Raw genomic sequence first — 13,748 nt, forward strand, 5'->3', positions numbered from 1 at the left:
TCGCGGGGGCGCGTCAGCGCAGGGAGATTCCCTCGGTCGCGGGGGCGGCGGAGTACACGGCGCTGATGGTGTCGGCGAAGTCAGCGAGGATGACGTTCCGCTTGATGCTCATCTTGGGGGTGAGATGGCCGCTCGCCTCGGTGAACTCGATCGGCAGGACCACGAACTTGCGGATCGACTCCGCGCGCGAGACGCGGTCGTTCGCGGCGTCCACGGCGCGTTGCACCTCGGCGAGCACGGCCGGGTTCACGGCCGCGTCCTCGAGCGAGAGCGAGGCGTCCTGACCGTTGTTCGCGAGCCAGGTCGGCAGCATCTCCGAGTCGAGGGTCACCAGCGCGGCGATGAAGGGCCGCTGGTCGCCGACGACGACGACCTGGCCGACGAGCGGAGTGGAGCGGATCGGATCCTCGAGCGCGGCCGGAGCGACGTTCTTGCCGCCGGCCGTGACGATGATCTCTTTTGTGCGGCCCGTGACGCGGAGGTAGCCCTCGTCATCCAGAGTGCCGAGGTCGCCTGTGCGGAACCACTCGCCGTCGAACGCCTCCGCCGTCGCCTTCTCGTTGTTCCAGTACCCGCCGAAGATGTCGATGCCGCGGACCTGGATCTCGCCGTCTGCGGCGATCCGGATCGAGACGCCGGGCAGTGCCGGACCGACCGTTCCGATCTTGAACCGCTCCGTCCGGTTGACGGTCGCCGGCGCCGTGGTCTCGCTGAGCCCGTAGCCCTCGAGGATCTTGATGCCGAGACTGTGGAAGAAGTGACCCAGCCGGTCGCCCAGCGGCGCGGATCCCGAGACGGCGAAGCGCACGTTGCCGCCCATCGCCGTGCGCAGCTTCGAGTACACGAGCCGGTCGAAGAGGAGGAACTGCAGCTTCAGCGCGAGAGGCACCGAGCCCGCCTCGACGGCCATCGAGTGCGCAACCGCGACGTCGGCGGCGCGGCGGAAGATCTTCCCGCGCCCGCCGCTTTCCGCCTTCTGCTCGGCCGAGTTGTAGACCTTCTCGAACACGCGCGGCACCGCGAGCAGGAACGTCGGCTTGAACGAGGCGAGGGAGGGGAGCAGCTGCTTGGTGTCGGCCTGGTGTCCCACCTTCACCCCGCCGTGCACGCAGAGGATCGCGATGAAGCGAGCGAACACATGCGCCGTCGTGATGAACAACAGTGTCGACGCGCCCGGCTGATGGATCAGCTCGGTGATGGCGACCGCGGAGTTGCGGCTGAGCTCGACGAAGTTGGAGTGGCGGATGATGCAGCCCTTGGGCCGGCCGGTCGAGCCGGAGGTGTAGATGATCGTCGCGATGTCGGCGCCGGTGGCGAGGGAGCGGCGACGCTCGATCTCGGCGTCCGGGACCTCGGCTCCGCGGGCGACGAGCTTGTCCAGGTCGCCCAGGCCGATCTGCCAGGCGATGCGTACGTCCGGCAGATCGGCGCGCACCTCGTCGAAGCGGGCGAAGTGCTCCGGCGTCTCGACGATGACGGCGTGGGCGCCGGAGTCGGCGAGGTTCCACTGCACCTGGGCGGGGGAGGACGTCTCGTAGACGGGGACGAGGACGCCGCCGGCGAACCAGACCGCGAAGTCGATCAAGGTCCATTCGTAGCGGGTCTTGCAGATCAGACCGATCTTCTCGCCCGGCTCGAGGCCGACGGCGACGAAGCCCTTGGCGAGCGCGGTGACCTGGTCGAGGAACTCCTGCGCCGTCACGTCGCGCCAGCCCGCGCCGTCCGGCAGCGCGAAGAGCGGGCGATCGGGCGTCTCGCGTACGCGGTCGAGGAGGAGGGCCGTCGTGTTGGCCTGCGGATCGGCCGCCACCACCCGGGGTGAATCGAACTGGTTCACGGCAACTCCTTCGGCACCTGAATCAACGTCGTCTCACCCTACCGGCGTCGTCGAAGCTGTGGATCTTTTCAGGACCACCGGTCCCGGATCGTGACGCGATCCGTTCGCGGAGGCGGCGGCGGGCGGCGCTCGACACGCCCCTGCACCGCGCTCGGCGAGCGGCACCCGACTCCTCCCGGTCACTACACTCGTTCTGGTCGCCGCTCTGGCGGACCCGCCGTCGCGTCCGTGCCGGTGGCATCGGAAAGGCGGTTCGCGTGCACGCGATCGGGATCGACATCGGCGGGACGAAGATCGCCGGAGCCTTGGTCGACGAGTTCGGCGGCATCCTCCGAGAGGATCGCCGCCCCACCCCCGCCGGACACCCCGAGCTGATCGTCGACGTCGTCGTCGAGATGGTCGAGCACCTGCGCGAGGGCCTGCCAGAGGCGGATGTCGCGGCGGTCGGAGTCGCTGCGGCCGGCTTCATCGATGCCTCGCAGTCGATCGTCTACTACGCCCCCAACATCAACTGGCGCAACGAGCCGTTCCGCGAGAAGCTCTCGGCCCGGATCGACCTGCCGATCATCATCGAGAACGACGCCAACGCCGCGGGCTGGGCCGAGTTCCGCTACGGGTCGGGGCGCCTCGTGAGCGACATGCTGATGCTCACGATCGGCACCGGAGTCGGCGGAGCCATCGTGATCAACGACCGCCTGCTCCGCGGCGGGTTCGGCGCCGCCGCCGAGATCGGCCACATGCGCGTGGTCCCTGGCGGCCTGCCCTGCGGCTGCGGAGCGCGCGGCTGCATCGAGCAGTACGGCTCGGGCCGCGCCCTCCAGCGCTTCGCCGGCGAGCTCGCTGACGCGGGCGGGATCGGCCAGGGTCTCGCCGACGCGCGACAGCGGAACGGAGGCGAACTCGACGGCCGCCTCATCTCGGAGCTGATCACCGCTGGCGACCTCGGCGCTCTCGCGGCGCTGCGGCAGCTGGGCCACTGGCTCGGCGAGGCCGCAGCGAGCCTCAGCGCAGTCCTCGACCCGCAGATGTTCGTCATCGGGGGCGGGGTCGCTCAGGCGGGCGACCTGCTCCTGGACCCGATCCGTCAGGCCTACCTCGACAACCTGCCGGCCCGCGGGTACCACCCCGAGCCCGAGTTCCGCATCGCCGAGCTCGTCAACGATGCCGGAGTCGTGGGAGCCGCCGATCTAGCCCGCCTGCACGCCGGATCGCTCTGATCCGGCGCCCGCAGAACCCGCCACCACCGCACCGCCGAGGAGCCCGATGTTCTACTGGTTCATGAAGCACATCGTCGCGGGCCCGCTCCTGAAGACGATCTTCCGACCGTGGGTGGTGGGCGCCGATCGTGTTCCGCAGACCGGCGGCGTCATCCTCGCGAGCAACCATCTGTCGTTCATCGACTCGGTGTTCCTCCCGCTCGTGATCGAGCGGAACATGGTCTTCCTCGCCAAGAGCGACTACTTCACCGGCAGGGGCCTCAAAGGCTGGGCCACGAGGATGTTCTTCACGGCCACGGGCATGCTGCCGATCGACCGCTCGGGGGGGAAGGCGTCCGAAGCCTCGCTGAACACAGGACTGCGAGTCCTGGCCGGTGGTCATGCCCTGGGCATCTATCCCGAGGGAACGCGCAGCCCCGACGGCCGCATGTACCGCGGTCGCACCGGAGTCGCCCGCATGGTCCTCGAGGCGCGCGTGCCCGTCATCCCCGTCGCGATGATCGACACCGCCCGCATCATGCCGATCGGTCGGCGACTCCCGAGGCTCGGCCGCATCGGCATCGTGTTCGGCGAGCCGCTCGACTTCAGCCGCTTCGAGGGCATGGAGGGCGATCGTTTCATCCTCCGCTCGATCACCGACGAGATCATGTACGAGCTGCTTGCCCTGAGCGGCCAGGAGTACCTCGACGTCTACGCCACCTCGGTCAAGGAGAAGCGCGCCGCCCTCACCCGCTGAGTGCCGGCCGGGTGCCGTGCGCTCGTCCCGACTGAGCGTCTTCGCAGACGATAAGATCCTCAATCGCTGCCGTCCGACCGGGCGGCGGATCCCCGCGCGCCGCTCGCGCCCGTCAGAACCGGGAACACTCTCGTGGTCATCGATCCGAACGAACCGTACGTCCTCGCCGCCCCCTCCGTGGTCGCCGGCCTGGACTATTGGCGCGAGCTCGAGATCAAGCAGCAGCCGCAGTGGCCCGATGCCCGGGCCGTCGAGGAGGCTTCGGCCGAGGTGGCCTCGCTGCCTCCGCTGGTGTTCGCCGGCGAGGTCGATCAGCTGCGCGAGCGCCTCGGCGCCGCAGCCCGGGGCGAGGCGTTCCTGCTTCAGGGCGGTGACTGCGCCGAGACTTTCGCGGGGGCCACGGCCGATCAGATCCGCAACCGCGTCAAGACGGTCCTGCAGATGGCCGTTGTCCTCACGTACGGCGCGAGCATGCCCGTCATCAAGATGGGCCGGATGGCGGGGCAGTTCGCCAAGCCGCGCTCGAGCGACCTCGAGACGCGCGGCGACGTGACGCTGCCCGCCTACCGCGGCGACATCGTCAACGGCTACGACTTCACTCCGGAGTCGCGAGCGGCCGACCCGCGCCGCATCGTGCAGGGATACCACACCGCCGCCTCGACGCTGAATCTCATTCGGGCGTTCACCCAGGGCGGTTTCGCCGACCTCCGCCTCGTCCACTACTGGAACAAGGGCTTCACCGAGAACCCGCAGAACCAGCGCTACGAGCAGCTCGCACGGGAGATCGACCGAGCGGTGAAGTTCATGGTCGCCTGCGGAGCAGACTTCGAGGGCATGAAGCGCACCGAGTTCTACACCGGGCACGAGGGCCTGCTGATGGACTACGAGCGTCCGATGACGCGGATCGACTCGCGCACCGGCACGCCGTACAACACGTCCAGCCACTTCATCTGGATCGGCGAGCGCACCCGCGACCTCGATGGCGCCCACGTCGACTTCCTGTCGAGGGTCCGTAACCCCATCGGTGTCAAGCTCGGCCCCTCCACGACTCCCGAGACGATGCTCCAGCTCATCGAGAAGCTCGACCCCGACCGCGAGCCCGGCCGCCTGACCTTCATCACGCGGATGGGCGCAGGCACGATCCGGGACGCCCTCCCGCCGCTGCTCGAGGCCGTCAAGCGGAGTGACGCCCTGCCGTTGTGGGTCACCGACCCGATGCACGGCAACGGCCTCACCACGCCCACCGGCTACAAGACGCGTCGCTTCGACGACGTGGTCGACGAGGTCAAGGGCTTCTTCGAGGCGCACAGGGCGGCGGGAACGCATCCGGGCGGCATCCACGTCGAGCTCACCGGCGACGACGTGACCGAGTGCCTCGGCGGCTCGGAGCAGATCGACGAGGCGACGCTCGCCACGCGTTACGAATCGGTCTGCGACCCGCGGCTCAACCACATGCAGTCGCTCGAGCTCGCCTTCCTGGTGGCGGAGGAGCTCCGCGGCAGCGCCATCTGACGCCTGCCCCCCCCGATCAGCCAGGAACCCGGCGCGTCGGGAGGGCGGTGCAGCGCCGTCCCGGTCGCGCGGGGGCGACGTCAGGTCGTGATCGTGATGGAGAGCTGGATCGTCGTCCCGCGCTGCACGAGGTCTCCCGACGTGTTCGACTGATTGGTGACCCTGGTGAGCTCGTTCGGTGCCGCGTCGATCAGCGGCCCGAGCGTCGTCAGCGAGTAGCTCGACGTGAGTCCTGCCGCCTCGAGCGCCGCCTTCGCCTGGTCCCGGGTCATACCGACCACGTTCGGCACGGCGACGGGCTGCGGCCCCTTCGAGACGACCACCGAGATGGTGTCCCCGGTCACGGCTGGGGCCTCGGGGTTCGCCTGGGTCAGGACGATGCCGGCCGCGACGGTGTCGCTCCAGTCCTCGCCGCTGCGGTCGAGGGCGAGTCCGGCCTCCTTCGCCTTCGCCGTCGCCTCCTCGACCGAGAGGCCGACCACGTTCGGGATCGGACCGAGGCTGACGACCATCGCGATGGTGCTCGTCTCGGACATCGTCTCCGGGAGCGCCGAGCCGTCCGGCAGGGAGGCGGAGATCACCACTCCCGCGTCGACGTCCTCGTCGAAGACGCGCGAGACCTCGCCGACGGTGAAGGATCCGTTCGTGATCGCCGCGGAGGCGTCGGCCTCCGAGAGTCCGCTCAGAGTGGGCACGGGTAGCTGGCGCGGCCCTGTCGAGACCGTCAGCGTGATCACCGAGCCCTTGTGCACGCCCTGACCGCCAGGCGGGTCGGAGCTCATCACCGTCCCCGCGGGCGCGGTGAGGTCCGGCGTCTCCTGGGGCTGCACCTCGAAGCCCTGGGCCTGCAGCTGCGCCGTGGCCTCCTCCTGCGACTGGCTCACGACGTCGGGGATCGAGACGATCGCGCCCGGTCCCTCGCCGAACCACCACGCGGTGCCGCCGCCGATCAGCGCGAGCAGCAGCACGACGACGGTGAGCACGACGCCGCGCCGGCGCCGGATGCGGCGCCGGGCCGCGAGACGCGCGACGGTGTCGTCGTCCTCGTCGACCAGGACCACGGCTGCGGCCGCGGGAGCGCTCGCGAGGACCGACGTGCGGCCCGGCTCCTCCGCGTCGAGGAGGGCCGTGGCTCGATCGGTTTCGGGGGAGGGTGAGGGGAGCGGGGCGACCGCCTGGGTGTCGCCGCGACGATCGCTCGGCGTGATCCCCATCAGCCGCTCGGCCTCAAGGAGCTGCGCGAGCATGACTCCGGCGTCGCGTGGACGCATGTCCGGGTCGCGCTCCGTCGCCCAGATCACGAGCTCGTCGAGAGAGGACGGCACGGAGGGCACGGTGGCGCTGGGATACGGGACGGAATCGTTCGCGTGCTGGTAGGCGATCTGCATCGGCTGCTCGCCGGTGAACGGCTGCTCGCCCGTGAGCATCTCGTAGATCATGATGCCGATGGCGTAGATGTCGCTGCGGGTGTCGGCGGTGCCCCGGGTGACGAGCTCGGGGGAGAGGTAGGCGATGGTACCCAGCAGCGCCTGGCCGGAGGCGGTGTTCGCCGTCGCCGCCCTGGCGAGGCCGAAGTCCCCGATCTTGATGCGGCCGTCGTCGGCGAGCAGCACGTTCTCGGGCTTGAGGTCGCGGTGCAGGATCCCCGCGCGGTGCGCGGCTGCGAGCCCCGACAGGACCGAGTGCATGATGTCGACGACCTGCTGGGGCGTCAGCCGCCCGCGCTCCTTCAGTAGGTCGCGGAGCGTGATGCCGGGCAGGTACTCCATGACGAGGTAGGCCATGTCCGAGTCCTGGCCCTGATCGAAGACGCTGACCACGTTCGGGTGCGCGAGCCTCGCGGCCGAGCGCGCCTCCTGGACGAAGCGGTTCTTGAACGTCGCGTCGTCAGAGAGGTGCCCGTGCATGACCTTCATCGCGACCCGGCGCTCCAGGCGCTGGTCGTGCGCGAGATACACCGTGGCCATCCCGCCGCGCGCGATCCGCGAGCGCACCTCGTACCGGCCGTCGACGAGACGGCCGAGAAGAGGGTCGAGCTGGCTGGTGGTCACGCGATGAGTCTAGGCAAGACCCCCCGCGGAACCGGTGAGCGACGCCCGGGCGGCGCGAGCCGGCTCGCTCCCTGTGCGCTTGGACGCCCTGCGGCGCCGTGGCACTCTTGACGGGTGACCGACTCGTCCGCTTCCCCTGCCTCCTCGACCACCCCCGAGCTCGAGTGGCTCACCATCCCCGACCTCGTGGAGCTGACCGGCCTCGGCGTCGGCCGGGTCCGCCGCCTCCTCGAGGAGCGGCACCTGCTGGGCACCCGGCGCAACGGCGTCGTCGTCGTGCCCTCCCTGTTCCTCCGCGACGGCGAGCCGATGACCGAGATCCGCGGAACCGCGATCCTGCTCTCCGACTCCGGCTTCACCGATGACGAAGCGGTCGACTGGATGCTCAGCACTGAGGAGAGCCTGGGCACGAGCCCTGTCCTCGCTCTCCGCGCCGGCCGCAAGGCGGAGGTCCGCCGCGTGGCCCAAGCTCTGGCCTGAGCCACGACCGTCACCCGAAGTGGTCTCAGGAGGAGCGGACCGTGACCTGCTCGGCCAGTCCACGCAGCTCGAGCACGCCCTCCGGCCGCAGGGGCGCCTCGGACAGCACGGCGAGAGCGGCCTCGACCTGCCGTGAGATGCGCTCCTCCAGGAGCTCGAGCGCTCCGCTGCCGGCCACGATCTCCTGAGCACGGGCGATGCCGGCAGCGTTCGCATCGCTGCGTCCGACGACGGCGTCGAGCTCGGCCCGCTCGGTCGCCGTGCAGGCTCCTCTGGCCAGGCCGAGCAGGACCGTGCGCTTGCCCTCGCGCAGGTCGTCGCCCGCGGGCTTGCCCGTGACCGCCGGGTCGCCGAAGACTCCGAGGACGTCGTCGCGCAGCTGGAAGGCGATACCCACGGGCAGCCCGAAGCGGCGCAGGGCGTCGATCTGCGCGTCGTCGCCTCCCGCGAGGGAGCCGCCGATGGCGAGCGGCGCCTCGATGCTGTACTTGGCGCTCTTGTAGACGACGACGCGTTCGGCGCGCTCGAGATGCTCGTGCTCGGGGTGCTGGCCCCAGGCGCTCTCCTCGAGGATGTCGAGGTACTGGCCCAGCGTCACCTCGGTGCGCATCAGGTTGAACTCTGAGCGGGCGCGTGCCGCGGACACCCGGTCCTCGAGTGACCATTCCGCCTCCGCGAAGATCTCGTCCGACCAGACCAGGAGGAGATCCCCGAGCAGGATCGCGGACGAGCGTCCGAACTCCTCGCCGTCTCCCGCCCAGCCGCCCTCGGAGTGCAGAGCGGAGAAGCGGAGGTGCGCCGCGGGAGCCCCGCGGCGAGTGTCCGAGTTGTCGATCACATCGTCGTGCACCAGAGCCGCGGCGTGGAACAGCTCGAGGCAGGCACCCACTCGAGCGACCGGGTCGGAGCCGCTCGGATGCGCGTCGCTGGGTGTGCTCGAGACGGCGTTCCAGCCCGCTTCGCAGAAGCGCGCCCGGAACCGTTTGCCCCCGCTGAGAAAGTCCCGCGAAAGGTCGCCGAGGGCGGAGACGTCCTCGCCGATCGAGCGCAGAATTGGCAAGCGGCCCGTGAGGAATTCATCGATTCTGAGCTGGACGCGATCGACCAGTCGAGAGCTGTGGTTCACCCGACCAGCCTATGCACGGAAGGCGCCTGGCGCCTGTGCCGGGCTCGGTCTACACTGAAGCGCCGTCCGACCGGTCGTGCCCAGTGTCGCCAATTCCGGCGTCGATCCCCGAGAGGGTCGGCGTCACACCCTGAAGGGGTCAAGATGCCGCTTTCGGAACACGAGCAACGGCTCCTCGACGAGATGGAGCGCAACCTCTATCAGAACGACGCCGATTTCGTGGCGGCGGTCGCCAAGGGGAGCGGTGGAACCAACTACCGTGCGCTCGTCCTGGGCATCCTCCTCGGCATCGTGGGCCTGGCCGTCCTCGTCACCGGAGTGATCGTGCGCCAGCCGCTCGTCGGCATCCTCGGTTTCGCGTTCATGCTCGGCGGCGTCGTGATCGCGATGCGGCCGTCCGCCGGTGGGCCGACGGAGTCCGGCCTTCCGAACGTCGGTCGTCCGTCGAAGCCCCGCTCCGGCAATCGTCAGGGTTCCGGATTCATGGACCGTCTGAACGACAGGTGGGACAACCGCGGCGACGGCCGCGGCTAGCCTCCCCTCCGCTCCACCACAGGGTCGATCCTCACGGATCGGCCCTTTTTTCGTGCCCTGACCCTCCCTCGCGCACCATTTCTCCTCCACTTCGCCCCACCGGCTCGGATTCCCGGAATACCGGGCAGATCGGCCCGTCCTTCAGCGCGCCTGAGGCCGTGCCAGGGTTGAAGGTGGTGGGAAGTGGAGTACCGTGGAGGCCACACCACCCCGGCCGGAAGAAGTGAGGGACAGCCCGTTGTTCCTCGGTACCCATTCCCCCAAGCTCGACGAGAAGGGCCGCGTGATCCTCCCCGCCAAGTTCCGCGACGAGCTCTCCTCCGGTGTCGTCGTCACGCGCGGCCAGGAGCGGTGCCTCTACGTGTTCAGCCAGGCCGAGTTCGAGGTGATGCACGAGAAGATCCGGCAGGCGCCGGTGACCAGCAAGCAGGCGCGCGACTTCCTCCGGGTGTTCCTCTCGGGGGCGAGCGCCGAGACGCCGGACAAGCAGAACCGCATCACCCTCCCGGCGCCGCTGCGGGCCTACGCCGGCCTCGACCGCGACCTGACGGTCATCGGAGCGGGCAACCGGGCCGAGATCTGGGCGCAGGGCGCCTGGGAGGACTACCTGCAGGAGCAGGAGTCCGTGTTCTCCGACACCCAGGAGGAGGTGATCCCCGGCCTGTTCTAGCTCCTGTCGCGCGACTCCCAGCCACTCGGCGCCCGGACGCACCTTCCCCGGTGTCCGGACGCGAGGTGGATGGGGATCGGACGACAGGAACGGAGCAGCGGGACCGCCATGGCAGAGAACACGCCGAAGGACCACCCGCGCCCGACCGAGGAGCGCCACCTGCCCGTTCTGCTCGAGCGCTGCGTGGAGCTTCTGACTCCCGCTCTCGAGCGCGACGGCGCGGTCGTCGTCGACGCCACCCTGGGCATGGGTGGCCACTCGCTGGCACTGCTCGAGCGTTTCCCTCGCCTGCATCTCGTGGGTCTCGACCGCGACCCCGAGGCCCTGCACCTGGCGGGGGAGAGGCTGGCGGCCCACGCCTCCCGGATCGACCTCGTGCACGCCGTCTACGACGAGCTGCCCGAGGTGCTCGACGAGCTGGGCATCGGCACGATCGACGGGGCGCTCTTCGACCTCGGCGTCTCGTCGTTGCAGCTCGACGAGACCGAGCGCGGCTTCTCCTACTCCAAGGACGCCCCGCTCGATATGCGGATGGACTCGACCGCTCCGCTGACGGCGGCGAGCATCCTCGCCGACTACGACGAGGGTGCGCTCCGCCGGATCTTCCACGAGTACGGCGAGGAGCGACTCGCCTCGCGCTACGCGAAGAAGATCGTCGAGGCCCGCCGTGAGGCGCCGCTGGAGCGCTCGGGCAGGTTGGTCGAGATCATCCAGGCCGCGACCCCGGTGGCGATCCAGCGCAACGGCCACCCCGCCAAGAGGGTGTTCCAGGCTCTGCGCATCGAGGTCAACCAGGAGCTCTCGGTGCTCGAGCGCGCGATTCCCGCTGCACTGGGTCGGATCGCCGTGGGCGGGCGCATCGTGGTCGAGGCGTACCAGTCGCTCGAGGACCGCATCGTCAAGCGCGCGCTCCAGGCCGCGTCGTCCTCCACGGCACCGGCCGGTCTCCCCCTGGAGCTCCCGGAGCACCGACCCGAGTTCCGGCTCGTCATCCGCGGCGCGGAGCTCGCGTCGGACGACGAAAAGGCCCGCAATCCCCGAGCGACCCCCGTGCGTCTGCGCGCGGCCGAGAGGATCAGGAGCACCGCATGAGCGCTACCGCCGTCATCGACCCCGCCGTCATCGACACCGCGCGCCGGGCCAGGCCGGAGGAGGTTTCGCCGCGGCCGAGCATCGAGGCCGTCCCCCCGACGGAGAAGCCCGGCCGTCCCCGCCTCGTCTACGGGATTGTGGCCGTCGCCGGCCTCTTCGCGATCATCGTGGTCCAGCTGCTGGTCAGTGTGGGTCTCTCGCAGGGCGCCTACCAGATCTCCGCTCTGCAGACCGAGCAGAGGACCCTGACCCGCAGCAACGCCGAGAAACAGGACGCGGTCGACACCCTGAGCTCGCCGCAGAACCTCGCCTCCGCCGCGCAGGGCCTGGGCATGGTCGCGAACACGGCGCCGGTCTATCTGCGCCTGTCCGACGGCGCCGTTCTCGGCGATCCGACCTCGGCGTCCTCGAGCGAAGTCGGCGGCACCGCCGCCGCGCCGCTGGTGCCGAACGCGCTGGTGCCTGCCCTCCAGCCGGGAACCGCCGCAGCGAGCGCGTCCTCCCCGGCTGCAGGCACGGCGGCCGTACCGTTGCAGGGCGAGTTGCCCGCGCCGATCACGCACTGATCTGGCGGGAGCGCCCGCCGCGGGGTGGGCGCGACGGCACGGCCCCTCGGGGGCCCATGACGACCAACCGGATACGACCTACCGGCGGCCCGACCGCCCGGAGCACGAGGGACACCGCCGCAGTGAGACACCACCGCTCGAACAGACGCCGCACCGCCGTCACATTCGTCATCATCCTCGCCGTTGTCGGCCTCTTCATCGGCAAGCTCGTCGACATCCAGATCGTGCGGGCGAACGAGCTCACCGACGCGGCGGCACAGAACCAGTCGAACAGCGTCGTCACCTACGGCACGCGCGGTCCGATCGTCGACCGCTCAGGGACGATCCTGGCGGACACGACCACCCGCTACCGACTGACCACGTCACCGAAGAACGTCGGCGAGTTCGACCGGGAGCTCGCGGGCGACCAGACGGTCGTGGTGAGCGTCCAGCAGGCCGCCTCCGAGATCGGAGCGATCACGGGCCAGTCGATCGAGCAGATCACCGGGGCGGTCGACGCGGCCCTCGCGAAGGACGCCGCATCCAACTACCTGGTCCTAGCGGAGGGCCTCGATCTCGAGGCGTACCAGAAGCTCGTCGCGCTCGACATCCCGTGGACCTACTTCGAGACCCAGCAGGGTCGCAGCTACCCCAACGGCGCGGTCGCAGGGAACCTCGTGGGCTACGTCGGCTCGGACGGAGTCGCTCAGGAGGGGGTGGAGTACGGCGAGAACACCTGCCTGGCCGGGCAGAACGGCTCCGAGAGCTACGAGCGCAGCGCCGATTTCGTGCGGATCCCCGGCAGCACCGTTTCGGAGAAGCCTGCGGTCGACGGCGGCACGCTCCAGCTGACCATCGACTCCGACCTGCAGTACTACTCGCAGCAGGTGCTCGCGAAGCGGGTCGCCGAGGTCGGCGGCAGCTACGGCATCGTCGTCGTGCAGGAGGTCAAGACGGGCAAGCTGCTCACGGTCGCCGAGACCCCCACGGTCGATCCCAACAACGTCGAGGCCAGTCCCTCCGCAGACCGCAGCTCGCGGGCCTTCCGCGCGCCGTTCGAGCCGGGCTCCACCTTCAAGCCGATGACGGCGGCGATGCTGATCGACCAGGGCCAGGCCGGTCCGACGACGCAGGTCGTCGTCCCCGACAGCTTCGAGAAGGACGGTGCCTCCTTCAGCGACGACTTCGCGCACACTCCGACCAACTACACCCTCACCGGGATCCTCAAGGACTCCTCGAACGTCGGCATCTCGATGCTCGGCTCGCGCCTCTCGGCCCAGACCCGCTACGACTACCTGCAGAAGTTCGGCCTCGGCACGCCCACGACGAGCGGCTTCCCCGGTGAAGAGGGCGGCCTGCTCGCCGACTACCAGGACTGGGACAACCAGACCAACTACACGACCATGTTCGGTCAGGGCGTCTCCGCCACCGCGGTCCAGGTCGCCAGCATCTACCAGACGCTCGGCAACGGCGGCGTCCGGCTCCCGTCGCAGCTCGTCGCGGGCTGCACCATGCCCGACGGCTCCGTCGTCGACGTGCCCGACTCCGCAGGCAGCCAGGTGGTCTCGAGCTCGGCGGCGAAGCAGGTCGTCGACATGCTGCAGACCCACTACAACGAGGGCTGGCTGGCGGACGACATCCACGTCGACGGCTACAACATCGCCACCAAGACGGGCACCGCGCAGCAGCCCGACGGCAAGGGCGGCTACTCGAAGAGCTACACCGTCTCGCTCGCTGGACTCGCGCCCGCGGAGGACCCGGAGTACGTCGTGACGGTCACCATCGCCGATCCGGTTAAGATGAACACGTCCCAGGCGACGGCTCCCGTCTTCCAGCAGGTCATGACGCAGGTGCTCAAGACCAACCGGGTGGAGCCGTCCACGGTGCCGCCCGTGGAGTACCCCACCACGTGGTGACCGGAGCCGGGACAGCACCCCCGTACGAACAA

12 protein-coding genes are annotated in these 13,748 nt (G+C 69.8%); 9 read left to right on the forward strand and 3 right to left on the reverse strand.

Annotated features, from left to right (window positions below; all coding sequences use genetic code 11):
• Positions 1 to 13: 13 nt before the first annotated feature.
• Positions 14 to 1,837: an AMP-dependent synthetase/ligase gene (locus GSU10_RS06310; protein WP_068209220.1), complete on the reverse strand. Its 1,824-nt coding sequence runs from the start codon at positions 1,835 to 1,837 to the stop codon at positions 14 to 16.
• 257 nt (positions 1,838 to 2,094) lie between these two features.
• On the opposite strand from GSU10_RS06310, the gene GSU10_RS06315 reads away from it, so the two are divergent.
• From GSU10_RS06315 to GSU10_RS06325, 3 genes are all read left to right on the forward strand, one after another.
• A complete protein-coding gene (locus GSU10_RS06315) occupies positions 2,095 to 3,054 on the forward strand; it encodes an ROK family glucokinase (protein WP_068209217.1) in 960 nt (319 codons plus the stop codon).
• Positions 3,055 to 3,100: 46 nt separating this feature from the next.
• Positions 3,101 to 3,790 carry a lysophospholipid acyltransferase family protein gene (locus GSU10_RS06320; protein WP_068209214.1) on the forward strand — a complete coding sequence of 230 codons (690 nt, stop codon included), beginning with the start codon at positions 3,101 to 3,103 and terminating at the stop codon, positions 3,788 to 3,790.
• Positions 3,791 to 3,967: 177 nt separating this feature from the next.
• Complete coding sequence (locus tag GSU10_RS06325; protein ID WP_068209229.1) at positions 3,968 to 5,302, forward strand: class II 3-deoxy-7-phosphoheptulonate synthase; 1,335 nt, start codon at positions 3,968 to 3,970, stop codon at positions 5,300 to 5,302.
• Positions 5,303 to 5,382: 80 nt separating this feature from the next.
• Here the strand turns inward: GSU10_RS06325 and pknB are convergent, their stop codons facing one another.
• Positions 5,383 to 7,353 (reverse strand): Stk1 family PASTA domain-containing Ser/Thr kinase, encoded by a 1,971-nt coding sequence (gene pknB, locus GSU10_RS06330; protein WP_068209211.1) that lies wholly within the window; start codon positions 7,351 to 7,353, stop codon positions 5,383 to 5,385.
• Positions 7,354 to 7,467: 114 nt separating this feature from the next.
• On the opposite strand from pknB, the gene GSU10_RS06335 reads away from it, so the two are divergent.
• Positions 7,468 to 7,833 carry an Rv2175c family DNA-binding protein gene (locus tag GSU10_RS06335; protein WP_068209208.1) on the forward strand — a complete coding sequence of 122 codons (366 nt, stop codon included), beginning with the start codon at positions 7,468 to 7,470 and terminating at the stop codon, positions 7,831 to 7,833.
• A gap of 25 nt (positions 7,834 to 7,858) precedes the next feature.
• Here GSU10_RS06335 and GSU10_RS06340 read toward each other — a convergent pair whose 3' ends face one another.
• Entirely contained in the window at positions 7,859 to 8,959 is a 1,101-nt protein-coding gene (locus tag GSU10_RS06340; protein WP_068209205.1) for a polyprenyl synthetase family protein, read from the reverse strand.
• Between the two features lie 144 nt (positions 8,960 to 9,103).
• Between GSU10_RS06340 and GSU10_RS06345 the strand changes: the two genes are divergently transcribed.
• The 5 genes from GSU10_RS06345 (at position 9,104) to GSU10_RS06365 (ending at position 13,716) form a co-directional block, all read left to right on the forward strand.
• A complete protein-coding gene (locus GSU10_RS06345) occupies positions 9,104 to 9,493 on the forward strand; it encodes a DUF3040 domain-containing protein (protein WP_068209202.1) in 390 nt (129 codons plus the stop codon).
• A 238-nt stretch (positions 9,494 to 9,731) separates the two neighbouring features.
• Positions 9,732 to 10,163 carry a division/cell wall cluster transcriptional repressor MraZ gene (gene mraZ / locus GSU10_RS06350; RefSeq protein ID WP_068209200.1) on the forward strand — a complete coding sequence of 144 codons (432 nt, stop codon included), beginning with the start codon at positions 9,732 to 9,734 and terminating at the stop codon, positions 10,161 to 10,163.
• Positions 10,164 to 10,271: 108 nt separating this feature from the next.
• Positions 10,272 to 11,255, forward strand: a complete 984-nt coding sequence (gene rsmH, locus GSU10_RS06355) for a 16S rRNA (cytosine(1402)-N(4))-methyltransferase RsmH (RefSeq protein WP_068209197.1) — start codon at positions 10,272 to 10,274, stop codon at positions 11,253 to 11,255.
• Positions 11,252 to 11,821 carry a cell division protein FtsL gene (gene ftsL / locus GSU10_RS06360; RefSeq protein ID WP_068209194.1) on the forward strand — a complete coding sequence of 190 codons (570 nt, stop codon included), beginning with the start codon at positions 11,252 to 11,254 and terminating at the stop codon, positions 11,819 to 11,821. The genes rsmH and ftsL overlap by 4 nt, the downstream gene beginning before the upstream one ends.
• A 122-nt stretch (positions 11,822 to 11,943) precedes the next feature.
• Entirely contained in the window at positions 11,944 to 13,716 is a 1,773-nt protein-coding gene (locus GSU10_RS06365) for a peptidoglycan D,D-transpeptidase FtsI family protein (RefSeq protein ID WP_241972918.1), read from the forward strand.
• Positions 13,717 to 13,748: the final 32 nt, after the last annotated feature.

The organism is Rathayibacter tanaceti (assembly GCF_009834165.1).
GTDB lineage: Bacteria > Actinomycetota > Actinomycetes > Actinomycetales > Microbacteriaceae > Rathayibacter > Rathayibacter tanaceti.